This window comes from Kitasatospora sp. NPDC059146, from assembly GCF_042786665.1.
Taxonomy (GTDB): domain Bacteria; phylum Actinomycetota; class Actinomycetes; order Streptomycetales; family Streptomycetaceae; genus Kitasatospora.
This window is the reverse complement of the sequence record NZ_JBHZCY010000021.1, coordinates 71,145-96,562: the sequence shown is the minus strand read 5'-3', so window position 1 is coordinate 96,562 and position 25,418 is coordinate 71,145. Positions and strand designations below refer to the sequence as shown.

General features: G+C 71.6%; 22 protein-coding genes. 16 read left to right on the top strand and 6 right to left on the bottom strand.

All coding sequences use genetic code 11. The features are described from left to right. The 13 genes from ACFXPX_RS12600 to ACFXPX_RS12540 all read left to right on the top strand — a co-directional run. Nucleotides 1-1,488 (top strand): recombinase family protein (locus tag ACFXPX_RS12600; protein ID WP_380640949.1); only part of this gene is annotated, 1,488 nt, incomplete at its 5' end. Between the two features lie 296 nt (nt 1,489-1,784). Beyond that, nucleotides 1,785-2,294: a hypothetical protein gene (locus ACFXPX_RS12595; protein WP_380640947.1), complete on the top strand. Its 510-nt coding sequence runs from the start codon at nt 1,785-1,787 to the stop codon at nt 2,292-2,294. Nucleotides 2,295-2,593: 299 nt separating this feature from the next. Next, on the top strand, nt 2,594-3,907 hold the full coding sequence (locus tag ACFXPX_RS12590; protein WP_380593705.1) for a helix-turn-helix domain-containing protein: 1,314 nt from the start codon (nt 2,594-2,596) through the stop codon (nt 3,905-3,907). A gap of 103 nt (nt 3,908-4,010) precedes the next feature. Beyond that, nucleotides 4,011-4,217 (top strand): hypothetical protein, encoded by a 207-nt coding sequence (locus ACFXPX_RS12585; protein ID WP_380593706.1) that lies wholly within the window; start codon nt 4,011-4,013, stop codon nt 4,215-4,217. A gap of 10 nt (nt 4,218-4,227) precedes the next feature. Next, the gene (locus ACFXPX_RS12580) at nt 4,228-4,365 is read left to right on the top strand and encodes a hypothetical protein (protein ID WP_380593707.1); all 138 of its coding nucleotides are present in this window, start codon (nt 4,228-4,230) and stop codon (nt 4,363-4,365) included. Beyond that, a complete protein-coding gene (locus ACFXPX_RS12575; RefSeq protein ID WP_380640953.1) occupies nt 4,314-5,267 on the top strand; it encodes a UDP-N-acetylmuramate dehydrogenase in 954 nt (317 codons plus the stop codon). The genes ACFXPX_RS12580 and ACFXPX_RS12575 overlap by 52 nt, the downstream gene beginning before the upstream one ends. 592 nt (nt 5,268-5,859) lie before the next feature. After that, the gene (locus tag ACFXPX_RS12570) at nt 5,860-6,849 is read left to right on the top strand and encodes a CRISPR-associated endonuclease Cas3'' (RefSeq protein ID WP_380640945.1); all 990 of its coding nucleotides are present in this window, start codon (nt 5,860-5,862) and stop codon (nt 6,847-6,849) included. Next, nucleotides 6,846-8,741, top strand: a complete 1,896-nt coding sequence (gene cas3, locus ACFXPX_RS12565; RefSeq protein WP_380593709.1) for a CRISPR-associated helicase Cas3' — start codon at nt 6,846-6,848, stop codon at nt 8,739-8,741. The genes ACFXPX_RS12570 and cas3 overlap by 4 nt, the downstream gene beginning before the upstream one ends. A gap of 4 nt (nt 8,742-8,745) precedes the next feature. Next, nucleotides 8,746-10,326, top strand: coding sequence for a type I-E CRISPR-associated protein Cse1/CasA (gene casA, locus ACFXPX_RS12560; protein WP_380640943.1), 1,581 nt, complete (start codon nt 8,746-8,748; stop codon nt 10,324-10,326). Then, nucleotides 10,323-10,880 (top strand): type I-E CRISPR-associated protein Cse2/CasB, encoded by a 558-nt coding sequence (gene casB / locus ACFXPX_RS12555; protein WP_380593711.1) that lies wholly within the window; start codon nt 10,323-10,325, stop codon nt 10,878-10,880. Before casA ends, casB begins: the two co-directional genes overlap by 4 nt. Before the next feature lie 3 nt (nt 10,881-10,883). After that, complete coding sequence (cas7e, locus tag ACFXPX_RS12550; protein ID WP_380593712.1) at nt 10,884-12,134, top strand: type I-E CRISPR-associated protein Cas7/Cse4/CasC; 1,251 nt, start codon at nt 10,884-10,886, stop codon at nt 12,132-12,134. After that, nucleotides 12,131-12,862: a type I-E CRISPR-associated protein Cas5/CasD gene (cas5e, locus tag ACFXPX_RS12545; protein WP_380640941.1), complete on the top strand. Its 732-nt coding sequence runs from the start codon at nt 12,131-12,133 to the stop codon at nt 12,860-12,862. The genes cas7e and cas5e overlap by 4 nt, the downstream gene beginning before the upstream one ends. A 40-nt stretch (nt 12,863-12,902) precedes the next feature. Then, entirely contained in the window at nt 12,903-13,538 is a 636-nt protein-coding gene (locus tag ACFXPX_RS12540) for a type I-E CRISPR-associated protein Cas6/Cse3/CasE (protein WP_380593714.1), read from the top strand. A gap of 2,291 nt (nt 13,539-15,829) precedes the next feature. Here ACFXPX_RS12540 and ACFXPX_RS12535 read toward each other — a convergent pair. Beyond that, nucleotides 15,830-16,624, bottom strand: coding sequence for an exodeoxyribonuclease III (locus tag ACFXPX_RS12535; RefSeq protein ID WP_380593722.1), 795 nt, complete (start codon nt 16,622-16,624; stop codon nt 15,830-15,832). Between the two features lie 318 nt (nt 16,625-16,942). Between ACFXPX_RS12535 and ACFXPX_RS12530 the strand changes: the two genes are divergently transcribed. Then, nucleotides 16,943-17,716: a GntR family transcriptional regulator gene (locus ACFXPX_RS12530; protein WP_375886354.1), complete on the top strand. Its 774-nt coding sequence runs from the start codon at nt 16,943-16,945 to the stop codon at nt 17,714-17,716. 213 nt (nt 17,717-17,929) lie between these two features. Here the strand turns inward: ACFXPX_RS12530 and ACFXPX_RS12525 are convergent, their stop codons facing one another. From ACFXPX_RS12525 to ACFXPX_RS12515, 3 genes are all read right to left on the bottom strand, one after another. After that, a complete protein-coding gene (locus tag ACFXPX_RS12525) occupies nt 17,930-19,093 on the bottom strand; it encodes an ROK family protein (protein ID WP_375886360.1) in 1,164 nt (387 codons plus the stop codon). A gap of 262 nt (nt 19,094-19,355) precedes the next feature. Continuing rightward, nucleotides 19,356-19,673 (bottom strand): hypothetical protein, encoded by a 318-nt coding sequence (locus tag ACFXPX_RS12520; RefSeq protein ID WP_380640939.1) that lies wholly within the window; start codon nt 19,671-19,673, stop codon nt 19,356-19,358. Between the two features lie 67 nt (nt 19,674-19,740). After that, nucleotides 19,741-21,339, bottom strand: coding sequence for a hypothetical protein (locus ACFXPX_RS12515; protein ID WP_380640937.1), 1,599 nt, complete (start codon nt 21,337-21,339; stop codon nt 19,741-19,743). Between the two features lie 277 nt (nt 21,340-21,616). On the opposite strand from ACFXPX_RS12515, the gene paaK reads away from it, so the two are divergent. Then, nucleotides 21,617-22,951: a phenylacetate--CoA ligase PaaK gene (gene paaK / locus ACFXPX_RS12510; RefSeq protein ID WP_380640935.1), complete on the top strand. Its 1,335-nt coding sequence runs from the start codon at nt 21,617-21,619 to the stop codon at nt 22,949-22,951. A gap of 124 nt (nt 22,952-23,075) precedes the next feature. Here the strand turns inward: paaK and ACFXPX_RS12505 are convergent, their stop codons facing one another. Together ACFXPX_RS12505 and ACFXPX_RS12500 are read right to left on the bottom strand one after the other, a co-directional pair. Beyond that, the gene (locus ACFXPX_RS12505) at nt 23,076-23,888 is read right to left on the bottom strand and encodes a hypothetical protein (protein WP_375886370.1); all 813 of its coding nucleotides are present in this window, start codon (nt 23,886-23,888) and stop codon (nt 23,076-23,078) included. Nucleotide 23,889: 1 nt separating this feature from the next. Next, entirely contained in the window at nt 23,890-24,573 is a 684-nt protein-coding gene (locus ACFXPX_RS12500) for a PepSY domain-containing protein (protein WP_380640933.1), read from the bottom strand. A gap of 125 nt (nt 24,574-24,698) precedes the next feature. On the opposite strand from ACFXPX_RS12500, the gene ACFXPX_RS12495 reads away from it, so the two are divergent. Further along, nucleotides 24,699-25,376 (top strand): response regulator transcription factor, encoded by a 678-nt coding sequence (locus ACFXPX_RS12495; RefSeq protein WP_380640931.1) that lies wholly within the window; start codon nt 24,699-24,701, stop codon nt 25,374-25,376. Nucleotides 25,377-25,418: the final 42 nt, after the last annotated feature.

Below are 25,418 nucleotides of genomic sequence, written 5' to 3'. Positions count from 1 at the left end.
TTGGCGCCGGTTCGGGCGGTGGTGGGTTCGCGTGTCTCGGACACCCACGGGGATGAGGGCAAGGTCTCTCACCTGGTGCAGGCGGAGTCGGCGACGCGGCACGCGCTCTCGAAAGAGTGGGAGATCGTCGGGTCCTTCGAGGATCTGGACGTCTCCGCGGAGATCACGCCCTGGAAGCGTCCCGACCTCGGGCCGTGGCTCACCGATCGCCAGAGCGAGTGGGACGCGATGGTGTGGGCCAAGGTCGACCGGGCGTTCCGCTCCGCCAAGGACTGCGCAGACGTCGCCCATTGGGCGGAGGCGAACCACAAGGTCCTGGTCTTCACCGACGACGGCATCACCCTGGACTACCGGGAGGGCCACGAGTCGTCGTTCGGGAACGAGCTGGCGAAGGTCTTCCTGATGCTGGCCTCGATCTTCGCGGAGATGGAGCTCAAGCGGATCAAGGCCCGTGTCACCGCAGCACACAAACACCTGCGGAAGACCGACCGCTGGGCGGGCGGACAGCCGCCGTACGGGTACCGGATCGTCGACCGTCCCGGCGGAGGACGAACCCTTGAACCGGACCCGGTGACCTCCGAAGCCGTCAGGTACATGGGCAAGCTCCTCCGGGAGGGGCGGAGCCAGTGGATGATCGCCACGGCCCTGGAAGTAGCCGGCTTCGACACCCCCGCGACCCACGCGTACAAGAACCAGGGCGAGTCCTACACGAGCAAGCGCAAGACGCCGCCATCGAACCACTGGAACCCGACCAGTGTGGGGAAGATCCTGCGTTCGCCGGCGACGATGGGCCTGAAGCTGACCGGCCGCTCGGTGAAGGCGCGCAAGATCGCCCGCGACGCGAAGGGCCTGCCGATCCAGATGGCCAAGCCGCTGTTCACGGAGGAGGAGTGGGCCGCGGTCCAGGCCGCGATGGACGAGCGGTCCATCACGAAGGAGCGCTCGAACGGCGCCTCGCCTTGGCTGGGCGTGCCGCACTGCGACCGATGCGGGGACCGGTTCTACCGGCAGGTGAACCTCGCCAACAACGGTCGCATCTACGAGTACTACCGCTGCGCGAAGACGGCCGGCAAACCGGCCTGCAAGGGCCAGTCCGTCAAGGGCGAGCGCGTCACCGCCGCGATCTCCGCCCTCGTGGATCGCCTCGCCGGGCTGGCGATGACGGTGCGCAGGTTCATCCCCGGCGAGGACCACACCGAACAGCTCAACCACGTCACCCAGGCCATGCGCGACCTGCGCGAGGAGAAACGCCGCAACCTGTTCGACTACCCCGGCGGCGACGACGAGTACTCCGAAGCCCTCGAAACCCTCGTCGACGAACGCCGCCGCCTCGCCGCCGGCCAAGCAGGCGTGAACCAGGCGCGGTCCCGGGTGCCCGTGCACAACGGTCGCAAGTGGCAAACTCTCAAGAGGTTAACGCCACTTGGCACATTGGTCGGCATACTGGCGGTGTGGACTACCAGGCGGCGAGCGCTTCTCCAGCTGTAGGTGCGAGCGTGCACTTGCACAACCGAACGGAAGTCACCTGCGTGGTGCTGATCAATGGTGCTCGTGTCGGCAGGGTCGCTTCGTATGGACGAGCCGTGTACCCAATCGGCCCGGGTACCCATAGCATCCAAGCGCGCCCTACGGGGGTTGGGCCAGTCCTTAAGGTATTCAACCGCCGGCTGTTCTTGCCTAGCCAACTGGTCCAGTTCCATGTCTCACCAGGAGACGTTGCCGCCTTTGATTGCGACGTTGCAACTCGTAGCCATGAGGGACTGGAACGATACGACCTTAGAGAGGTGACGCTCGTCCGCCAGGGCGACGCACCAGCGGTGTCAGAGCTGCGAGTCCTAGAGGTGTATCAGACATCGCGATTCGAAGAGGCGCTGGGCCAGGACGTGAGGATCATCGACAACCACTCTGGCCCCGCTCCGGTCACCCGCACATTCAAGGCTAGTCGTGAATGGACGCGCACCCTTTCGGTCGCCGAGCAGGGACGCCGGGCCGCGACGGGGGAAGCGGGCGTCAACCTGCTGTGGCTCTCGACGAAGACCGGCATCGAGCAGGAACTGCAGCGAAATCTCTCGCTCGCCATCGGCGCGACGCACCTGTTCGAGGAGGAGATCACCGTTACGGTGCCCGAGCGCACTGCCGTGCAGGTGGTTCTCGCGTGGAAGCGGATCTGGCAGCAGGGCCACGCGCGAATCGTCCTGCCGGACGGATCGAATCACGACGTGCCCTATCAGGTCGTCGTGAGCGTGACGTTCGACCAGCGGATCGAGACCACCAACCCGCAGGCCGGGCCGTGACACACGGCCGGGCCCGGTGCTCATGCCTGGTCAGGCCCTCGGTCTATAGCGTCACGGCAGTCAGTCTGGTCCTCAGAGCCTCTAGGCGCAGCGCATCGGCGCCGCCTTCGGTCGGATCGCGGAGATGTCGCTACCGGCCAAGCAGGCGTGAACCAGGCGCGGTTCCCGGTGCCCGTGCGCAACGGCGGCACATCCGGGGAACGGTGCGGGAGCCCGTTCTCCCGAGAGGGGTACGGGCAAGCCCACCACTCGATACCGTGGCGTTCCGTGGCGGAACGGATACTCAAGCCGGGGCCAGTGTGAAGCCCAGCATCACGTTCGGGAAGTTCATCGCGCTGCGCCGCACAGCGAAGGGCTGGACGCAGCTGCGCCTGGCCCACGAGGTGAACCGCAGCGAGGACTGGATGTCCCAGGTCGAACGCGACATCCAAGGGGTCAAGGACCTGGCGCTGCTGCGGCGTCTCGCCGAGGTGCTGGGCAGTAACCTCGGAGAGTTGTTGGCTCTGCCGCAGCCCGCTGCCGATCGGCCAAGATCCCGCGCCCGGAAGTCGGCCTCGGCTACGCTGGCGAGCACTTCCGCTGCCGAGGAGGACGATGTGCGACGCCGCCCGTTCCTGACCCTGGCGACTGCCGCCCTCTTCGCCTCTGCTGCCGGCCAGGAAGCCGCGCACGCCGAAGAGAAGGCCCCGTTGACCGGGCTGGAAGACCTCCTGCTGTACGGAGCGGACCGAATTCCGACACCCCGCTGCGAACCCACACACGAGTCCGTCGCCACATCGCTCCTGACGTCCCGTCGCGAGTTCAAGGAGGCCCGGTACGACGCGCTCGCCGAAGCACTGCCGGGCCGGATCGCCGCCGCCCAGCTGGTCGGCAGCACCGAGGAGCGGGCCCGCAACGTCGCCCAGCTCTACAACATCGCGGTCCGGCTGTGCATCAAGATCGGCGACAACAACCTGGTGGCCATCACCGCCGACCGCGCGCTCACCGCCGCCCGGGCCGGCGGCGACCCCCTCGTGGTCGCCGAGGCCCAGAGGATGGTCTCCAGCTCCTGGCGCCGCCAGGGCAGCCTGGCCCGCGCAACCGACATCGTCGTGGTCGCCGCCGAGGAACTACTCGCCGACAACACGGTGCCCGAGACCGCCCGACTGGCCCTGCGCGGAGACCTGTACGCCACCGCGGCCTACACCGCCGCCAAGTCCGGCGACCGCGCCTACGCGCACGCCCTGATCCGGGAAGCCGCGGACAGCGCGGCAGCCGCCGGCCGAACCTCCGGCCTGGTGGACGGCATCCAGGGCGTCGCCCTGCACGAGCTGTCCGTGCACTACGAGCTCGGCGACGCCGGAAAGGCAATCGAACTGGCCTCCACGATCGACCCGGCCGCCCTGCCGACCGCCGAGCGGCAGGCCAGGTTCTTCACCGACGTCGCCCGCGCGTTCGACCAGTGGGGCAAGCCCGAACAGTGCTTCAAGGCCCTGCTCGCGGCCGAGGAGGCCGCCCCGCAAGAGATCCACCGAGGCGCCGTCCGGGGCCTGGCCGGCGGCCTGCTGAAGCACGACCGAAAGCTGCCCGGCGTGCGGGACTTCGCCGCCCGAGCAGGCATCCGGACCGTCTGACCCGTAGCCGCACTACGGCCCGTAGCCCGACTACGGATCCGGCCCCCGGCCCGGCAGTTCACTGGGAACGTCCGCACCTCCCACCCGCTGCCGAAGGCCTCACATGCCCAAGCACAGCACCCCCTTGAACACCGCCTGCGCCAGGCACGCCGCCGCGCCGCACGGACGCTTCGACGCCCTCCTCACCGGCCTGTGGGCCGCCCTCCACCTGCCGGTCATCGTGCTGCTCGCCTTCGCCGCTGACCACCAGGCCAGTACCGGCGCCCAGCCGCCGACGGCGGCCGCCGAGCCCGACCAGCTCATCCCCTAGGAGCCCCCCCGTGCCCCGTCGCACCCTGGCCTCCCTCACCACCCTGCGCCTCGGCGGCCCCACCGGCGACACCCTGACCATCTCCGACCCCAACGACTGGCCGGACCTCGTCCATGGCATCACCCGCCACGGCCACGAGGCCCCCTGACCCTCGGCCACGGCAGCAACGTCATCGCCTCCGACACCGGACACCCCGGCACCGTCGCTGTCATCAACACCCGCGGCATCACCACCAAGCGAGTGGACGACACCACGGTCGCCGTCACCGTCGCCGCCGGCCACCCGCTCACCGACCTCACCGCCTGGGCCGCCACCGAACACCTCGCAGGGATCGAGTACCTGGCCGGCATACCCGGCACCGCCGGGGCCGCCCCCGTCCACAACGCCGGAGCGTACGGGCAGCAGATCTCCGACACCCTGCACCACCTGCACGCCTGGGACTGGCACGCCGGCCTCATGCGGACCCTCCCCGCCCAGGAATGCCAACTGGGCCACCGCCACAGCCGCTTCAAGCAGGAACCCGGCCGCTGGACCATCCTGTCCACGACCCTCCACCTCACCCGCACCGACACCGCCGCACCCATCACCTGCCGACGCCTCGCACGCGAACTCGGCGTCCCGGCCGGCACCCGGCCCCCGCTCGCCGAGACCACCACGGCCGTCCTCGCCGACCGCCACCACCGCGGGCTGCTCCTCGACCCGGACGGCCCCGACGCCCGGCAAGTCGGCTCCGCCTTCCTCGACCCGCCCGTCACACCCGACCAGGCCGCCCGCTGGTCCGTCGCCGGATGCCCCGTCCACACCGGCATCGACGGCCGCTGGCGTATGAGCGCCGGCTGGCTGCTCGAACTCATCGGCTGCCACCCCGGATACCGGATCGCCGACGGCATCCGCTGCTCCCAGCGGCGCACCCTGGCCATTACGGCCCGCGGCGAGACCACGGCCACGGCCGTCGCCCAGGTCCTCGCCGACATGGTGGCGCGGGTGGACGCCAACACCGGGATCAAGTTGTGTCCCGAACCCGTTCGCGTCGGCCAGTGGCCCGTGTAGGACCCGCGCCCGGCGGAGCAGATGCAGCTCGACGATCCAAAATTCCAGCCTGCCAGATTTGGTATGCCCATCCTGCGGGGGGAATGGAGAGGCTGGGGTGCTGGGGCTGCCAACAGCCCGGCCACCCCCAGCCCGTTGCGGGCTCGAGCCTTGTGTGACCGAGGGCCATCAGGCCAACACCGCACCCGCAGCGCGCCATCGCCGAAGCTGTCACGACCGCCCGGGACCGGCACCGCCAAGTCGCCGACATCAACCTCGGCCGCGTCTGCGCGGGCGGGAGGAGCTCTACGTCACCGGCTACCTCGTCCCCCTGTGGAGCAGCCCTGTCGGTGCGGGGAGGAGGTCCACCCGCAGATCAACCAGATCGTCGGCGGAGCAGCCCCGTCTGTGGGGAGGAGGCCTCGGTCAGCGTGGTGCACAGGTCCGGCGGCGGAACAGCCCCGTCTGCGCGGGGAGGAGGCGGTCGAGGCGCACCCCTCCGGTAATCCCTCCGGAGCAGCCCCGTCTGCGCGGGGAGGAGGCTTCGCGACCTGGGGTGTTGTAGTGACTTTGCTTCTTCTTTGCCTTGTCAAGGAGCTGTGCGTGATCCGGGGTGCGGGTGGCGGAGCACCGCTCGACGTCTTGGCGGCCCGGGTGGATCGTTGCCTCGTCCATACATGACGATACGTCAATAAGCTCTGCAGGGGCGTTGTCAGTGGCTCGGTCTACGATCCGCGACGTGCTATTTGACTGTGAGGCCTTGCTGGGATCTCAGCCGTGTGGTGGCCTTGATTGTGCCTTGTGGGGGAAGTCGGAGGGCTTGCCACCAGGGGTGGTGTATCCGCTGGTGGGCCACCTGCTGGATGTGGCAGCGGTGGCATGGTGGGCCTGGGATCTTCACCTGGTGGATCTCCAGCGCCGCGTTCTGGTGGCCGGCATGGGTCTGGATCCGGACCGAGTCGAGGACAGCGAACGCGCTCGGGCGCTGCTCGCATGCTGGGCCGGCTGGCATGACGTGGGGAAGATCGGCGGCTTCCAGCGCAAGGACGCTGAGGCGTACGAGTTCCTTCACGGCTATGACCCGCTTGATGCCGGTGTCGTGTCGTCGCACGGCCACGTGACCCATCTCTTCCTCGCGCATGCTCTTCCTGCTCTCGGCTACGACGCCGATGGCGGCGGGCTGGCTCTGGCGTCGCCGGCCCGGCGGGTCGCGCAGATGCTCGCGGGGCACCACGGCCGGTACCCGGCTCCGCCCTCGCGGCGGGCCCTGCGCTCGGCGGCGATCCGGGACAGAGAGCTGGGTGGCGGCGAATGGGACAGGCAGCGCCGACTGCACTTGGCGGCGGTGGCTGATGCGGTGGAGCGCCCGGCTGCGCCGCCAATGCTGTCCGCCGAAGCAGCGGTTCTAGCGACGGAGGTCGTCGTGCTCGCCGACTGGCTGGCCTCCCAGGAGCGCCACGTGGAGGCCCAGTTGCATGCGATCGGGGAAGCCGGCGGCGGCTCCCTGGAAGGGCACTGGGACCGCGCGATGAAAGCCGCGCCCGCGCTGATCGACGACGCCGGCCTGCTGGTGCCGCAGTGGAAGGAAACCCCACTCACATGACCTTCCGGGACTGGTTCGACTTCGACCCCAACCCCATGCAGGCATCGCTGCTCGAGGGCTTGCCGCGCTGCGCGGTGCCCGGCGCCGCGGGGCTGTTGATCATCATGTCGGAGACGGGCAGCGGTAAGACCGAGGGCGGCCTGTGGGGAGCAAGGTGGCTGGGCGGGCCCGGTATCGGGGTCCACGTCGCACTGCCGACCATGGCCACCACGGACGCCTCCCACCGGCGGGTCCAGACGTGGGCGGGTCGCGCACTGGCGGCGTCCTCCCCGGTCACGCTGGCACACAGCCAGGCCGGCTGGAACCGCGACACCTCGCGCGTGCTGACCCACGAGGGCGGCCTGGACACGTTGCCCTCCGCGTGGCTGGAAGAACGTGGCAGGGCGGTGCTGGCGGGGATCAGCGTCTCGACGATCGACCAGGTCCTCGCCGCAGTGCTGAGAGTGCGTCACAATGCCCTGCGACTCGGCGGGTTGACCCGCAAGGTCCTGCTCGTGGACGAGTGCCACGCCTACGACCCGTACATGCAGTCGCTGCTGCGCCGGGCCCTGGCCTGGTGGGGCGCGATGAGGGTGCCGGTGGTGCTGATGTCGGCGACCGTGCCAGCCTCGGTGGCACGGTCGCTGGCGGCCGCCTATCTGTCCGGATCGGCCCCCGGCGCCCCTGTGCCCGACGTCGAGCCGGTGTACCCGGGCTGGCTGTACGTGGACGGGACGACCGGCACGCCGACAAGGTCGAACCGCATCACCACCAGCCGGCCCCGCACGCTGGACGTCAACCTGGTGGAACTCCACGGCTCGAACAAGCCGAAGCAGGACGCCGGCATCCCGGCGGCGGACGAGGCCCGCGCCCGGTTCGTCACCGATCTGATGCACCAACAGGCTGGCGACTTCTGCACGCTGGTGGTGTGCAACACGGTCCGCTCCGCACAGCACACCGTCACCGCCCTCGACCGGCTGCTCGACCAGGACGTGGAGGTCTTCCTTGTCCACGCCCGCTACCGGGTCCTCGACCGGCGCCGCCGCACGCTCCGCGTCGAGGAGGCGTTCGGCAAGAACCGCGACAAGCGGCCCCGGCGCGCCGTGCTGGTCAGTACCCAGGTGTGCGAGCAGTCGCTGGACCTCAGCCTGGACCACGTGGTGAGCGACCTCGCGCCGATCGCGCAGCTCATCCAGCGCGCCGGCCGCGGACTTCGCCACCACGACGGTGACGACGTGCGCGTTCCTGTGACCGTCCTGGTGCCCTATGGCGCGGACGGATCGCCGGACGACGGCCGCTGGAGGACGGTCTACGGGCGGGCCCTGATGCGCTCCACCCGTGAACTCCTCACCGCCCACGGGCCGATCGCCGTCCCCGGTGATGTCCAGAAGCTCGTGGACGCGGTCTGTGCGGGCTGGGACACCGACGTGCCGGACCGGGACATCCGCGCCCACCTCGCGGGGGAGCAGGCGATGGAGAACGCGGCAAAGCCGGTCATGATCCCCCACCCGCGAGACCTGGTGGACCTGTTCGACCTCACCGAACTGTCGATGACCGAGGAGCAGGCCGCGACCCGCTACAACCTCGACAGCGTCACCGTCCTGCCTCTGTGGGCGCAACCCGGAGGGCACCTGGGCCTGGAGAGGGACGGCAACCTCACACTCCCGGAACGGCAACACGCTGACCTTCGCCCGGTCCGCGAACGCCTGCTGTCCGTACGGCGCGAGCACTGGCAGCGTGCCCTGCCAACCCTGGCCGAACGCCTGCCCGGCTGGGCTGCCGATCGCAGGCTAAAGGACGTCCTTATCATCGAACACCCTTGCGGGCAAGGCGAGTTGTCAGTGGGAGGGTTCACAGTGTCCTATGACAGCCGCCTGGGCCTCATCGTCCAGGCGCCCGTTGCCCAGGAGTAGAAACGTGAACGCCCCACCCGACTTCGACCTCGCCCAGGAACCATGGGCCGACTGCCTGTACAACGACGGATTCGTACGCCCCGTCGGATTCCAGCAGGCCCTCCTCGACGCGCACCGGATCGTCGACCTCGCCCTGCCCTACCCGGCGGCCTACGGCGCGCTCTACCGGCTCCTCGCCGCCATGGCCTACCGCATCACCGGCCTCGACCGGCTCCAGGACGCCGAAAACGCCGAAGGCTGGCACCGGCGCCGCAACCGCCAGTTCGGCACACCCTTCGACCCTGACAGCACCAGGGAGTACTTCGCGCGCCACCACGACCGCTTCGGGCTCTACCACCCCGTCCGGCCCTTCCTCCAGGACCCGCGCGTCGCCGCGGACTGCAAGGACACCTTCGGCATCAACAAGCTCGTCATCGGGGGAGCGTCCGGCAGCGCCCGGCCCTGGTTCGCCAGCAAGCACGGCGACCACTCCCAGCAGCCCCTCCCGTCGGCGGAAGCCGCCCTGCAACTGGCGATGTGGGCCTACTACGGCTCAGGAGGCACGGTGACCACCCGCTCCCACAACGGTGTCACCACCCAGACCGGCTGCCAGGCCGCGCCGGCCCGCGGCACCGTCGGCTACCACCCCCTCGGCACCACCCTCCACACCACACTCCTCGCCCACCTCACCCCGCCCGCCATGCCCGATGCCGGCGCCCACCCCGACGAAGCGATCTGGGAACGCGACCAACGCTCCGACCCCACCCAACCCGCCCCCGACCCCCGCGGCCCCGTCTCCCTGCTGACCGGCCGCATGCGCCACGCCATCCTGCTGACCCCCAGCCCCGACGCACAGCAGGCCACCGACTGCACCATCACCTGGGGCGCCCGCAACCCGCCGAAAACGACCGGCGGCGAGAAGACCGAGTACGTCGAGGCCCACCCCGACCCCTACCTGTCCTACCGGCGATCGACCAAGACCCAGCGCCCCGGCGCCGCCGTGGAGGCCGACGGCGGCCGACACCTCTTCCGCGACCTCGACGTCCTCCTCAGCGACCCCGACAACCGCCCCGACACCAAGCGCAACGCCCCCACCCGCCCCCTCGTACTGGCCGCCTGCGACAAACTGCCCGACCACGTCCTGGACACCCTGCGCCTGCGCGTCGTCGGCGCCCAGCAGGACCGCGCCCAGAACAGGGACAGCCAGTGGTGGACCACCACCACGCCCCCGCTCCTCGCCCACAGCGCCCAGCACGACCCGGACACCGCCGAACTCGTCGAGGACGCCGTCAAGGAAGCGGACACCGCCGCCTGGCGGCTCGACCTCGCCCTCGCGGCCGCGTTCAACGACCGCCCCAAAGACAAGACCGACACCGCCAACCGCAAAGCCCGCACCGCCGTCCACTACTGGCCCCGCGCCGACGCCGCCTTCTGGCACCTCTACAACACCGGCCAACTCACCAGCGCCCAAAACCGCATGCGCCACGCCGCCCTCGACGCCTTCGACCACCTCACCACCGCCCTCACGCGCAGCCCCTCCTCGACCCGCCGAGTCGCCCAGGCCCGCGCGTTGCTCCCCCTGCCCCGCAAGGAATCCACCCCGTGACCGACCTCACCACCAGCCCGCCGGACGCGCCGCAAACCCACGCCCGCCGCTTCGTCGACCGCATCGACGCCCTCCTGCGCGACAACGGCGCCGCCCGGCGCGCCCTGACCACCGGCCTACGCCCGTGGAACGGCGAGCCCCAAGGCGGCATGCACCCCTACGTCGCGACCTGGCTGCCCGACGGCCTGCACCCGCAACGGGAACGCGCCTACTACACCGTCGCCGCCCTGATGACCACCACCAGCCGCGCAGGCATCGGCACGGGCATCAGCATCGGCGACGCGCTCGCACGCGCCTCCCGCACCGTGTCCGCCACCACCACCGAATCCTCCCTGCGGCGCCTGACCACCTACACCACCGCAGGCCCCTACACCCACCTGCGCGGCGCCGTGCGCCTGACCGACGCCGGCGGCGCCCTCCTGGACTGGGAACGGATGCTGCGCGAACTCGACTCCTGGTACTTCACCGGCCGCCGCACCTGCACCCAGTGGCAACAGGACTACTACCGCACCACCCAGCCCCGCCCCACCAACACCACGAACGACAGCGAGTGAGCCATGACCACCACCATCCCCGCCACCTTCCTGGACCTGCACATCATCCAGACCATCCCCCTGGCCGCCCTCAACCGTGACGGAGACGGCAACCCCAAGTCCGTGGTGATCGGCGGCGTCACCCGCGCCAGGCTCAGCCCCCAGGCCATCAAGCGCCCCGTACGCCAGCACATCGAGAAGGCCCTCCCCGAGGAAGCCGCCGTCCGCACCCGTCGACTCGTCCACGAGATCCGCGACATCCTCCTGCGCGACCACTGGACGCCCCAGACACCCGGCGAGGCGACCCCGGAAGAGGCGGAGCTCGCGACCTTCGCCGCCCTGGACGTCTTCGCCGCCGCCTCCGGCGGCATGAAAGTCGGCAGCGTCGAGGAAGCCGCCGAAGGAGCCAAGGCCAAGGACCCCCTCGCCACCGCCGCCCTCATCTACACCCCCGCCAGCACCGCAGCCCGACTCGCCAACGTCGCAGCCGGCCTCAAGGCCGAGTACGAGACCGCCCTCAAGGACGCCTCCGCCAACGGCGGGAAGCCCAAGTCCCGCAGCAAGGCCAAGAAGGACGAGCCCACCACACTCGCCGACCCGAAGCACATGAAGGGCTGGCTCGCCGAAGCGAACGGCTCCATCGCCCTGCTCGGCCGCACCCTCATGGAGGTCGACGGAGCCGAACGCGACGCCTGCGTCCAGGTGTCCTCCGCCTTCACCACCCACGAAGCCGTCATCGAAGTCGACTTCTTCGTCGCGGTCGACGACTACGCCGCCTCCACCCCCGGCATCCCCGACGTCGGACAGATGGGCGACAGCCAGCACACCGCCGGCACCTTCTACCGCTACGCCACCATCAACCTGCAAGCCCTCATCACCGCCAACAACGGCGACACCGACCTCACCCGCCGACTCACCCACGCCTTCATCGACGGCTTCATCAACACCCTGCCCGACTCCGGCCAGACCAACGCCGCCGCCTGGACCCTGCCTGACCTCGTCCACCTCGCCGCCCGCAGCGACCGGCCCGTCAACCTCTCCACCGCCTTCGACAAGCCGATCCGCGGCGGCCACACCGGCCACGCCACCCCCTCCACCGAGCGTCTGGCCGCATACGCCGCCACCATCCAACGCCTCACCGCCGGCCGCGGCCTCGTCCACGCCGTCCACGCCCACACCGGCACCGACAAGCTGCCCGGCCTCGGCCAAGCCACCGAGAGCTACGAGCAGGCCACCGACACCATCCTCGACGCCGCCTTCGGAACCCAGCAGTGACCGACCCCGTCCTCGTCCTGCGCCTGGCCGCGCCCATGCAGTCCTGGGGCGTACGCGCAGCCTTCGCCGACTACCGCGACAGCACCGACCACCCCACCCGCTCCGGCGTGCTGGGCCTGCTCGCCTGCGCCCTCGGCCACCCCCGCGGAGCCGACCCCGGCGACCTCGCCCAACTCGACCTCACCATTCGCATCGACAAACCGGGCACACCCATGGAGGACTTCCACACCATCGGCGGCCAGACCACCACCGAGGTCGTCCCCTCCGCCGACGGCGGCACGCGCCGAGGAGCCGTCCTCACCCGTCGCGCCTACCTCGCCGACGCCGCCTTCACCGTCGCCCTCACCGGCCCCACCGCTCTCCTGCACAAGGCCAGCGACGCCCTCGACCAGCCCACCTACACCCCGTTCCTCGGCCGACGCGCCTGCTCGCCAGCAGCCCCCTACAACCTTGGCATCCACCCCGGCGGCGTCAGCACGGCACTCGCCACCGCACCGCTGGACCGCACCGCCCCCGCAGGCAAGACCACAGTCACCATCACCACCGTCGCCCACGACGACCCGACCGCCACCCACACCCTCAACGACAACCCCCACGGCCGACGCCGATTCAGCCAACGCACCCTCGCCCGTGTCGCGCTGACCCTCCCCGCCGACCTCTGCGTCGGCAACGACGCCAGCGAGCGCTACGAACGACTCCACAACTACCGCTACAACCACACCAACTAGCCGAAAGCTCCCCGCACGCCGGGGCCGCAGAGGAACACCGATGACCAGCGCCTACCTCACCGAAATCCGCCTCAACACCCGATCCCGCGACGTCCAGGCCGACCTCAGGAACGGCGGCTACGGCTTCCACCACCGCACCGCACGCCTCACCGACTCCGACACCACCAGCGGCAACTCCCGGCTCCTGTGGCGACTCGACACCTTCAACAACGGCCTGCGCCTACTCGTCCAGACCACCGACAAGCCCGACCCCACCACGCTCCCCGACCACTACGGCAACACCCGTACCCTCCCCCTCGACAAGCACCTCGACCGCCTCACCACCGGCCAGAAGATCCGCTATCGCCTCGCCGGCAACTCCGTCCGCTTCGCCTTCGACGAGATCACCGGCCTGCCCCTGCCCAACCGCATCCCCTGCAAGGGCGACGAGATCACCACCTGGTGGACCCGCCGCGCCCCCGACATCGGACTCGACATCGACACCACTGCCACCTTCCAACTCCCCACCGTCACCGGAACCCGCGAACGCAAACCCGGCTTCCGCCTTGTCCTCACCCGCTACGACGGCACCGCCACCATCACCAACCCCGACACCCTCCGCACCGCCATGCTCACCGGAATCGGCCGCGGCAAAGCCTTCGGCGCCGGCCTCCTCACCATCGCCGCTACCCTGTAACCCAAGCGGCCAGAAGCTCCTTGACAACAGCAAAGAAACCGCAAAGCCACCGAAACGCCGCAGGTCAGAAAGCGTCCTCCCCGCGCGGCCGGGGCTGTTCCGGTGAGGGTCTGCGGGATGACGACGAGGGGGGTGTCCTCCACGTGCGGCCGGGGCTGTTCCGCTCAAACACCTGCGCACCGCCGACATCGTGATGTCCTCCCCGCGCGGCCGGGGCTGTTCCGGTTGGCGCCTCCGGCCAGGTCGCCCTGCCGACCTCTTCCCCGTCCGGCCCGGAGTTGCTCTGCGGTACCAGGTGGCTGGCATCCCGGGCGTGGCCGGAGCTGCTCCGGAGAGCAGCCGATGGAACCAGCCCCAGCCCGTCGTCTTCCTCGTGCAACCGGGGCTGTTCCGATCCCGAAGATGCCTCAGGAGCCGATCAGGACGTCTTCCCCGGGGCCGGGGCTGTTCCGCCGGCCGATTCGATGAGGTACATGCCGTCGGCGTCCTCCTCGCGTAGGCGGGGCTGCTCCGATGATCGGTGACTCGGCGGCCTATGGCGGCGTCTCCTCCTCGCGCAGCCGGGGTTGCTCCGCCGTACACGGTCAGGAGTTCGGAGCGGGAAACGCTCTCCCTGCGCAGTCGGGACTGTTTTGACTTGGGACGAGCCGACCGCCACCGTGTCCGAGTCCTCCCCGCTTGGCCGGGTTTGTTCCGATGAGTGCCGAACTCGCCTATGCGGCACGGCTGTCCTCCCCGCGAAGACTGGGCCGCTCCGCCCATCGGGAATAGCATTTCGTACACGGTGCTGTCCTCCTCGCGCAGCCGGGGCTGCTCCGTCGAACCCGTCGCGGACCCCGGACAGATCCTCGTCCTCCCTGCGTAGTCGGGGCTGCTCCGGCGTCCCGGATCCGGGACGAGGGTGACGGCAACTCCTCCCCGCACAGACGGGGCTGTTCCGACTGAACCGGCCGGGTAGAGCAGGAGCTTGACCTCTTCCCCGCGCAGACGGGGCTGTTCCGAGCTCGGCCTCGGTGTCAGGGGCGATGTGCGCGCCTTCCCTGCGTAGACGAGGCTGCTCCGGCCTACAACGACTCCCACAACAACCTGGGACTGTCCTCCCCGCGCGGCCGGGGCTGTTCCGACAGCGCCCTACTCCCAGGGGAACGGCGGCGAGTCCTCCCCGCGCAGACGGGGTTGTTCCGGACTGGACGAAGACGGACGGCTGGAGCGGTAAGTCTTCCCCCACGGCCGGGACGGGCGTCCACCCCTCCGGGAGTGGGGTCTTCCCAGCGCACCCGGGGCTGTTCCGACGTGGAGCCTTGGGCAGGTGTTCCAGCCCTGATCCTCCCCGCGCAGCCGGGGCTGTTCCGTACTACGACACCCCGTTTGGCCGCTGGTACGGGTCCTCCCTGCGCAGCCGGGGCTGTTCCGAACCTGGCGTGGCTAATCGCCGGCCAGAGCCGTCCCGCCCGCGCAGCTGGGGCCGTTCCAGGGGGGTGAAGCCGATGGAGTGGCACCTGTCCTCCCCGCGCATCCGGGGCGTTCCGACCTCGGACTGGCGATGCCGAGGAAGGTGTCCTCCCCGCGTAGTCGGGGCTGCTCCGCCCGCGCTCTCGACGAGGTACATGCCGTCGGCGTCTTCCCCGCGTAGCTGGGACTGTTCCGGCCATGCCGCAGGTCTGGATCACCGCCGTGTAGTCCTCCCCGCGCAGACGGGGCCGCTCCACTTTCGTCAGACGAACCGTCAGGAAAGAGATCGCCTTCCCCGCGCAGTCGGGGCTGTTCCCATGCATCTCGGCTCCTATCTGGGCGGGGATAGGTCGTCCCCGCGCAGCCGGGGCTGTTCCGTCGTACGAGCACCCGTTCGGCAAGCTGAGAGCCGTGGAGGTGGGATCGGGTCAGTCGCTGCGACGAGATCGCAGCGGGAGATTTGGGGACTTGCCGGGGACCACGCGTCGTTCACCATGGTCTCTGAGGTGCCCTTCGGTGAACGAACAGCGCGGGCTGTCTACCGTCTGACGTGCAGCGATGGCTATCCCCGGGCGACTGGGGGTCAAGGGGTTGGGGCGGTGGCTATATCTAGAGGGATGTTCGGGTCTGGATCGTCGGGGGAGCTGATCTGGGGCGGACGGGTGCTTCGCTTGTGGAAGCAGGGTCACCTAAATCGCGATGTTGAAAAATCCACTCCGGGAGTGTCGTGCGACTTCCTTCGCCGCTGGCGTATTTGCTACCGAGAGGCAGCCCGGACGTGTGGAATGCCCCGCGTCGGGGCCGCCTCTTGATTCTGCCGAACTACCAGTTTCTGCTGCCTAGTTGTTCAGATCGAACACTGCCGTGACCGGTGCGTGGTCGGACCAGCGCTCGGCGTGTGAGGCAGCGCGCTCGACATAGGCCTCTACGCACTTCTTAGCGAGGATTCCAGTAGCGATAATTAGGTCGATCCTCCAGCCGGAGTCGTTGTCGAAGGCGCGGCCGCGGTAGGACCACCAGGAGTAGGGGCCGGTGCGGTCGGGGTGGAGGGCGCGGACGACGTCGACGTAGCCGGCCTCGTCGTAGACGCGGGAGAGCCAGGCGCGTTCCTCGGGGAGGAAGCCGGCGGACTTCTGGTTGGCCTTCCAGTTCTTGAGGTCCTCGGGGCGGTGGGCGATGTTCCAGTCGCCGCAGACCACGACCTCGCGGCCGTCGGCGGCGGCGCGGGCGCGCAGGGCGGTGAGGTGGACGAGGAACTCCGCCATGAAGCGTTCCTTCTCCTCCTGGCGTTCGGTGCCGACCTCGCCGGAGGGCAGGTAGAGGCTGGCGACGGTGAGGCCCGGGAGGTCGATTTCCACGTACCTGCCCGAATTGTCGAACTCCTCCGAGCCGAATCCGATCACGCTGCGCTGCGGCTCCTTGCGGGAGAGGATCGCGACGCCGGCCCGGCCCTTGGCGACCGACGGGGCCCAGATCGCGTGCCAGCCGTCCAGGTCGCGCAGTTCGACGGGCAGTTGCCCGGGTTCGGAGCGCACCTCCTGGAGGCAGATCACGTCCGCCTCCGTTCCGGCGAGCCACTCGACGAAGCCCTTCTTGGCCGCCGCACGGATTCCGTTCACGTTCACACTCGTCACCACGATCACCCGGGCAGCCTACCCATTGGGCGCCCACGCACCGAAGCGTGACGCGCTGCCGCGGGCCGGTCGGGGGCGGTCGCGGACCGGTCCGGGCGGGCTGTCGTGAACGTGGCATGAATGTTCGCGACGGCCCCATCAAGCCCTGCCATTGGTCTTGACCATCTCCGGAGGGAGCACCTAGGGTCACTTACTGCAAGGACCTTTAATAAAGAAGGACGGATAAAGGCCCGCTCTCCCACCTGCCGCAACAGCGGGCAGCGGGCCCGGGATCCGCCCTCCTTGTCGTACGGCGGACAAGACCAGGTGGAGGACACGGTGGGGACGACAGGACAGCTTTCGGCGGTGCCGGAACCGAAGTACTGGCACCTGCGCACGGTGCTGCTCCGGGCCATCGACTCGGAGTTCTCCACCGGCCAGGTCCTCCCGAACGAGCGCGAGCTCGCCGCCCGCTTCGGCGTGGCCCGTGCCACCCTGCGCCAGGCCCTCGACCAGCTGGAGCTGGAGGGCCGCCTGGTCCGCCGCCGGGGTATCGGCACGCTGATCGCCGCCCCGCGGGTCGGCGTCCCGGTGAACCGGCAGGAGGAGGGCTGGCCCGGTGTCGGCCGCAGCCAGTCCTGGCGCACGGTGGACTGCACCACCGCCCCCGCCCCGGCGCAGCTGGCCAAGAACCTCGGCATCGCCGAGGGTGCCACCGTGCACACCGTCCGCCGGGTCCGCCTGGTCGAGGGCCGCGCGATGGCCACCGAGTCGCTGCACGTCCCCACCTCCGCCCTGCCGCACCTGCCCGGCTTCCGCGCCGAGAGCGACCGCGCCCGTTCGGTGCTGCGCCAGCTGGAGCGGCTGGAGGTCGACGGCGAGTCCCGGGCCGTGGAGCTCGGTGTCGCCGAGGCCGACGAGGCCGCGCTGCTGGAGCGCCCGCCGGGCACCCCGGTGCTGGTCATGACCACCCAGTACGCCGCCGCCGGCCGCCTGGTGGCCCTCGCCGTCGCCACCTACCGTGCGGACACCTGCAAGCTGACCTTCGGCGAGACCGGCCTGGTCGAGGTCACCCCGGTCGGCGCGACCCCCGAGGTCCGCACCGCCTCCTGAACCACTCTCCGACAACCCTCAGACCGCGACCCGGCCGCCGAACTGGCGCCCGGGTCGCGGCCGTTGGGGCCGATAGGGCCTAGGCCGATCACCGGCGGGCCGACGGTGACGGGCGGGGAGGCGGGGTGGATGAACCCGGCGCTGGAGTCGTGGGCGAGGGGTGAGCACTACGCCGGCCCCTGAGCGCCGACCCTCATGCCCGTAACGCGGCCGTCAGACCCGGGGCGGGTCCACCGCGAAGAGCTGGTCCTCGACGTGGTCGAGGGCGACCCGCAGGGCGCCCATCGAGACGACCTCCGAGCCGAGGGCGGCCAGGGCCACCTCGGGGGCGCGGAGGGTGAATTGGGCGAGGCGTTCGCGCAGGGGTTCCAGGACGCCGTCGAGGCCCGCGGCCCAGCCGCCGATCACGACCAGCTGGGGGTCGATGGCGAGGACCAGGGCGGCGACGCCCTGGACCAGTCTGGTGAGGAAGCGGTCCATGGCGACCTTGGCGACCTCGTCGCCCTCGCGGGCGAGCCGCAGGACGCGGGCGACGGCGGCCTCGTCCAGGGGGTTGAGGGGCTTGCCGGTGGTGGAGAGGAGCTTCTCGGGGGTGACCTCCTGGCCGAGCAGGTGGAGGGCGCCGATCTCTCCGGCGGCGCCGCCGTAGCCGCGGTGGAGCTTGCCGTTGATGAGGGAGCCGGCGCCGGGGCTGAGGCCGGCCATCACGAAGACCACGTCGTCGGCGCCGACGGCGGCGCCCTGCCAGTGTTCGGCGATGGCGGCGAGGTTGGCGTCGTTCTCGATCAGGACGGGGCAGCGGAAGGAGCGCCGGAGCCGGGCGCCGAGGTCGAGGCCGGTCCAGCCGGGCATGGCGGTGCCGAGTTGGACGGTGCCCTCGCGGTCGACGATGCCAGGGGTGCCGATGCCGACGGACCACAGGTTGTCGCGCGAGATGCCCGCCTTGCGGAGGACCTCGGCGACGGCGGTGCGGACGGCGGTGAGCCGTTCCTCGGCGTCGAGGGTCTCGTCGACGGGCTTGAAGTGACTGCCCGCCACTTCGCCGGTGAGGTCGGCGAGGATGACCCGGATGTCGTGGACGCCGATCTCGATGCCGAGGATGTGTCCGGCCTCGGCCCGGAAGCGGAACCAGCGGGCGGGGCGGCCGCGGCGGCCGGTGCCGGACTGGCCGTCCTCCCGGGGTTGTTCGACCTCGGCGACCAGGCCGGTGTCGACGAGGCCCTCGATGACGCCCTCGACGGTGGGCCGGGAGAGCCCGGTCTCGCCGACGAGTTGGGTGAGGGTCACGGAGTGGCCGGTCCGCAGCGCCCGTAGCGTGACCGCGGCGTTGATCCGCCGCAGCAGCGAGGAGTCTCCTCCGGTGAGCCGATCCGCCAATGCGATGCCCTTCGCCGTTCGCGCGACTGCCCTGGCGCGCGGTGTCGAGTCCGCGGAGCCCACCGAACGGCCCGCGGGGGTCTGCCCCCCGGAACACGGAACACGGAACGCGGAACGGGCGGCGCACGGCCGCCCGTACGGAGGCCCGGAGGACAAGCCGGAGCCTACCGGGGGAGCGCCCCGGGCGGCGAGGATTCCCGCAGCTCACCTGGGCTTCGGTATCGAAATGGTACGGATCGGGTGGCGGTACGTGACCCGTGCTTCACCGGTCGGCCACGGACGGTCCGTGCCCGGGTCCGTGTCCGGGGTACTGCCTCGGTCCCCGCCCCGGGCGCCGGCCCCGTACGGACCAGCGGGAGCGCACGGACAGCAGCGAGCCGACGCTCAGCCAGGAGCAGGCCGAGAACGCGCTGACCACGGACCCGGCCGAGCCGATGGACAGCACGCTGCCGACGGAGCCGATGGAGAGCACGGACCCGACGGATCCGATCGACAGCAGCGAGCCGATGGAACCGATGGAGCCGATCGAGCCGAGGGAGGCCCGGGAGCGGATCGAGCGCACGGAAGCGGAAACGGACACCGAAGCGGGAGCGGAAACCGAAGCGGAGACGGAAGCGGCCATGCGCCCGATCGTAACGGCGCCCGCGTCAGTCGACCCGGGCGACGAACAGTCCCTGCCCGAGCAGCCCCATCGGGTGCCCGGCCTCCGGGAGGGTGAGGACGGTGGGGCAGCCGGCGGCGGTGAGGGCGGACTGCCAGTGCTCGGCCGGATGGGCGGTGAGGCCGCGCGGGTCGCCGGTGATCAGCAGGTCGAGCTGTTCGGCGACGGGGGCGAGCAGCAGCAGCCGGCCGCCGGGGGCGAGCAGGTCGACGAGGGCCGGGACCTCCTCCTCGGGCCGTCCGGCGGCGGAGGCGACGACGATGTCGTAGCGCCCGCCGTCGGGGGCGAGGTGGTGGTCGGCGTTCTGCCGGGGGCGGGCGGCGAGGGCGCGGGCGACGGCGGTCTCGGTGCCGTCGCGGTCGAGTTCGAGGACGCGCAGCGGCCGCGGCCCGTGGTGGGCCTCGGCGGTGGCGCGGACGAGGGCGCCGAGGGCGGTGCCGAGGTAGCCGCGGGCGGCGGCCCAGCGGACGGGGGCGGCGGCGGGGCGGGGGGCCTCGTCGCCGGTGAGGAGGCCGGGCAGGCGCAGGGCGCCGCGTCTGACCCGGTCGAGGACGGCGGCGCTGCCGAGGCCGTCGGCCCAGGTGTCGGCGGCAGGCCGCCAGGCCTCCCGGACCGCGGCGGGGCCGAGTTCGGGGGCGCCGTGGTAGAGCGGGCCCTGGGCGCCGCCGTCCCGGTGGGCGATCAGGCCGTGTCGGGCGAGGGCGTCGAGCCAGCGGCCGACCCGGGGGCGCTGGGCGGGGGTGACGAGGGCGGTGGCGAGGAGTTCGGCCTCGGAGCGCGCCGGGGTCGGGGTGGCGTCGGGACCCGGCTCCGGGTCGGTCCCCGGGACGGTCCCCGGCGCGGGTTCGGTGAGGATCCCGGTCTGCTGGAGGGTGTGCAGCAGGGTGGTGAGCACGGCCCGGTCGAGGTGGGCGCCGAAGGTGCTGACCTGCTCGGCGGTGACGCCGATGCTGTGCTTCCAGGCGGCGGCCGTGGCGGTCCGGGCGTCGGCGCGCAGGCGGCGGTCGGCGGCCTCGGCCTGGCTGTGCGGGGCGCGGACGTGGGCGAGGACGGCCCCGAGGGCGTCGACGGCGGCGTAGACGTCGTCCTGCCGGGGTTCGGGGCCGACGTGGAGGACGAGCCGGAGCGCGCCGAGGTCGTGGTCGGCGAGGCCGGGGTGCCGGCTGAGCTGCCAGAGCAGGGCGGAGGGCAGGCTGAGGTGGGTGGTGCCGCCGGCGGCGAGGGCGGTGAGCTGCTCCTCGGGGGGCAGGGCCGGGTCGGGGCAGTGCACGGTGCCGCCGGCCAGCAGGGTGGCGAGGGCGAGTTCGACGGCGAGGTCGGTGACCGGGTGCAGCACGGTGTGCCGGATGGGCGCCGGGCCGAGGACGCCGGCCCAGTGCCGGAGCCGTTCCTCGGCGGCGCGGGCGGTGGAGGGCGGCAGGGCGGCGTGCGCGGCGACGCGTTCGGCGAGGGCCCGGGGCAGGCCGCCGGGCGGGGAGACGCCGAGCAGCAGGCCGATGCCGCTGATCGCGCGTCCGTCGGCGACGACGGCGGGCCGGTCGCCGAGCTCGCGCAGCGCGCTGACCAGCGCAGGGGTCGAGGCCAAGGTGATCACTCCGGGGTGCGGGGGAGAAGCCGCACCACTGAACCATGGGTGCGGCCCGATGGGTGGGGCCCCCGGGTAATAGTTCCGTAATGATTTTCATATCAGCCAATCAAGCGACGGGGGTGAACCCGGTACGAACGCACCGGAACTGCACATTCCGGGAGCGCCGTGCGATCCCTTGACAGGTGGTTCGGGTGCTGGATTACTTGGCCTGGGCTTGTCCTGACCGAACGATCGGTAGGGCTCCCAGTCCCGTCCGACCTGCGAAGGAGCGACGATGACCGGCCGTGCGTCCGACCCCGACCGACGCCTGGGGGAGCCGATTCCGCCAGCGCTCCTGGATGCCGGCGAGCGGATGGGCGTCGACGAACTGCGCGCCCACCAGCTCGACCGGCTCCGGGCCACCCTGCGGCACGCCTACGACCACGTCGAGCTCTACCGCCGCAAGTTCGACGCCGCCGGGGTCCACCCCGAGGACTGCCGAACCCTCGACGACCTCGCCCGCTTCCCGTTCACCACCAAGGCCGACCTGCGCGAGGGCTACCCCTTCGGGATGTTCGCCGTCCCGATGGAGCAGGTCCGCCGGATCCACGCCTCCAGCGGCACCACCGGACGCCCGACCGTGGTCGGCTACACCGAGAACGACCTCTCCGTGTGGGCCGACGTGGTGGCCCGCTCGATCCGCGCGGCCGGCGGCCGGCCCGGGCACAAGGTGCACATCGCGTACGGCTACGGGCTGTTCACCGGCGGACTGGGCGCGCACTACGGCGCCGAGCGGGCCGGCTGCACCGTCATCCCGGCCTCCGGCGGGATGACCGCCCGGCAGGTCCAACTGATCCAGGACTTCCGCCCCGAGATCATCATGGTCACCCCGTCCTACCTGCTCACCCTGCTGGACGAGTTCGACCGGCAGGGCTTGGACCCGCGCGGCAGCTCGCTGCGGGTGGGCATCTTCGGGGCCGAGCCCTGGACGGAGGAGATGCGGCGCGAGATCGAGGAGCGGCTCGACCTGCACGCCGTCGACATCTACGGCATCTCCGAGGTGATGGGCCCCGGGATCGCCCAGGAGTGCGTGGAGACCAAGGACGGCCTGCACATCTGGGAGGACCACTTCCTCCCGGAGGTGGTGGACCCGCTCGGCGACGAGGTGCTCCCGCAGGGGGGGAGCGGCGAACTGGTCCTCACCTCGCTCACCAAGGAGGCGCTGCCGATCGTCCGCTACCGCACCCGCGACCTCACCCGGCTGCTGCCCGGCACCGCACGGCCGGCCTTCCGGCGGATGGAGCGGGTCACCGGGCGCAGCGACGACATGATCATCCTGCGCGGGGTGAACCTCTTCCCGACCCAGATCGAGGAGATCCTGCTGCGCACCCCGGGCGTCGCCCCGCACTTCCAGCTGCGGCTGACCAGGCAGGGGCGGCTGGACCACCTGACCGTCCGGGTGGAGGCCCGCCCGGAGGCGGCGGCCGGGCTGCGGGAGGCGGCGCGGGCGGAGATCGTCCGGGCGGTCAAGGACGGCGTGGGCGTGACGGTCTCGGTCGAGGTGGTGGACCCGTACACGCTGGAGCGCTCGGTCGGGAAGATCAAGCGGGTGGTCGACGAGCGGGGGTGAAGGGCCGCGGCGTCCTGCGGGGGCGGGGGCCTGCGGGGGGCAGGGGTCTGCGGGGAGGCCGGAGGCGCACGGCTGTCCGGGGGGTGATGCCGTGCGCCTCCGACGTCTACAGCAATGTAGACGCTCAGTGGGCGGAGAGTCCAGCCGCCGCCCGACGGTGCGCCCGCGCGGCGAGCGCCAGCGACACCGCCATCAGCACCGCCAGGGCGAGGCTGACCGGGCCGGTGCCCAGGCCGATGCCGCCGCGGTCGGCGCCCACGCCCAGCCAGTCCGCGAAGGAGGCGCCCAGCGGACGGGTCAGCACGTACGCCCACCAGAAACCGGCCACCGGGCCCACCCAGCCGGACCGGGCCGCCACCGCCGGGATCGCGATCAGCAGCGCGAAGCCCAGCCCGGCCACCAGGTAGCCGAGGTGCAGGGTGGCCGCCGTCAGGTCGCCCAGCGCGGTGCCCAGGGCGAAGGTCACCAGCACGGCCGACCAGTAGAACAGCTCCCGGCGCAGCCCGGTCACCCGGTCGATCGCCAGCGAGCCCTCCACCCGGTGCCAGAGCAGGAACAGCACCGCCAGCGCCACCGCCAGCGAGCCGGCCGACAGCGCGTACGGGACGCCGAGCGCGACGTGCGCCACGTCGGCGACCATCGTGCCGAACACGCTGACCAGGACGACCACCGCCCAGTACAGCCCGGGCACGCAGCGCCGGGTCCGCAGCTGCACCAGCAGGGCCACGGCGAGCAGCAGCCCGGCGGCGGCCACCGCCAGGACCGGGTCGAAGGTCTTGGCGAGGAAGTCGGAGAGCGTCTCGCCCATGCCGGTGGTCAGCACCTTCACCAGCCAGAACCAGCCGTCCACGGCGGGCACCTTGTTGGCGTCGGAGCGCGGGGGCCGGCCCGGGGCGGGGCGGTCGGGGGCGGGGCGGGTCGTCGAGGTGTGGGCCATGTCAGCCCTCGGCGCCGTCGGCGGTGTTGCCGGTGGCGCCGGCGTTCCCGGCGGCGGCGTTCCCGACGGTGGTGTTGGAGGTCAGCTCACCGCTGGTGCCGTCCACCGTCACCAGGTGGCGCACGCCGTCCTGGCCGACGACCGACACGGCCCAGGCGGCTCCGCCGCCCTGCTCGGTGATCCGGCGCAGCGACTCGGCGCGGCCGCCCGGCACGGCGGCCTGGGCCTTGTCCAGGGCGGTGGAGGCGCCGACCGAGGGCAGCGGGGCGTGCGCCTGGCCCTGCGCCCGGCCCTGGCCCTGCTGCTGGCCCTCGCCGCCGCGCTGCTGCCCGTGCCGGTGTCCCTGCTCCTGCCCGCGGCCGCGCTCCTGCTCCTGCCCGCGTCCGGCGCCGTGTCCGCCGCCGTGCCCGTCCCCGCGTCCGGCGCCGTCCTCGGCCGAGGCCGCCGCCTCGCGGTGCCCGCGGCCACCCTCCCCGTGTCCTTCGTGGGCCGCCACCGCGACGGCCAGCCCGCCCGCGCCGAGCAGCGCCACCGTCACCACCCCGGCGGCGAGCCGGCGCTCCTTGCCGCCCGCCCAGGCGCGCAGCCGCTGCGCGCGACGGCGCCGGGGCGACAGCGGCGGCAGTTCGGGGACCTCCGGCTCCTCACCGGACGACGGGGTGAAGGACGACTGGGGATCGGTCATCGGGCGTGCTCCTTGCCTGGGAAGTGCGGCGCTGCGCTCCGCGCCCGGCGATCATGGCGGACCGCACCTGAACCCACGCTTAAGCCGCCGCAAGATCACTCACGGCGGCCTGGCACCCTGAACGGATGCACATACTCGTCGTGGAGGACGAACAGCGGATGGCCACCGCGCTGCGGCGCGGCCTGGAGCCCGACGGCCACACCGTGGACACCGCCCACAACGGCCCCGAGGGCCTCGCCCTCGCCGAGCGCCACCCCTACGACGTGATCGTCCTCGACATCATGCTGCCCGGCCTCAACGGCTACCGGGTCTGCGCCCGGCTGCGCGAGGCCGGCTGCCGGGCCGGGATCCTGATGCTCACCGCCAAGGACGGCGAGTGGGACGAGGCCGAGGCCCTGGACACCGGCGCCGACGACTACCTCGCCAAGCCGTTCTCCTTCGTCGTCCTGCTCGCCCGGCTGCGCGCCCTGCACCGCCGGATCGACCAGCAGCGCCCCCGGCTGCACACCCTCGGCGACCTGGTCCTGGACGCCAACGCCCGCACCTGCACCCGGGCCGGCACCCCGACCCACCTGACCGCCCGGGAGTTCGCGATCCTGGAGCACCTGGCCGCCCGGGCCGGCACGGTGGTCTCCAAGCGCGAGATCCTCGACCAGGTCTGGGACGCCCACCACGACGCCGACCCGAGCATCGTCGAGGTGCACGTCCACGCCCTGCGGCGCAAGATCGACGCGCCCTTCGGCCGGGCCGCCCTGCAGACCATGCGCGGCGCCGGCTACCGGCTCGACCCGGCCGGCGGCTGAGGTGCGCCGCTCCCGCCGCCCCGGACCGCGGCAAGTCCCCTC

Excerpts from the sequence above, each read along its gene's own strand:
- ACFXPX_RS12585 (WP_380593706.1), top strand. The coding sequence starts at position 4,011 with ATGCCCAAGCACAGCACCCCCTTGAACACCGCCTGCGCCAGGCACGCC.
- cas3 (WP_380593709.1), top strand. The coding sequence starts at position 6,846 with ATGACCTTCCGGGACTGGTTCGACTTCGACCCCAACCCCATGCAGGCA.
- cas7e (WP_380593712.1), top strand. The coding sequence starts at position 10,884 with ATGACCACCACCATCCCCGCCACCTTCCTGGACCTGCACATCATCCAG.
- ACFXPX_RS12540 (WP_380593714.1), top strand. The coding sequence starts at position 12,903 with ATGACCAGCGCCTACCTCACCGAAATCCGCCTCAACACCCGATCCCGC.
- paaK (WP_380640935.1), top strand. The coding sequence starts at position 21,617 with ATGACCGGCCGTGCGTCCGACCCCGACCGACGCCTGGGGGAGCCGATT.
- ACFXPX_RS12505 (WP_375886370.1), bottom strand. The coding sequence starts at position 23,888 with ATGGCCCACACCTCGACGACCCGCCCCGCCCCCGACCGCCCCGCCCCG.
- ACFXPX_RS12500 (WP_380640933.1), bottom strand. The coding sequence starts at position 24,573 with ATGACCGATCCCCAGTCGTCCTTCACCCCGTCGTCCGGTGAGGAGCCG.
- ACFXPX_RS12495 (WP_380640931.1), top strand. The coding sequence starts at position 24,699 with ATGCACATACTCGTCGTGGAGGACGAACAGCGGATGGCCACCGCGCTG.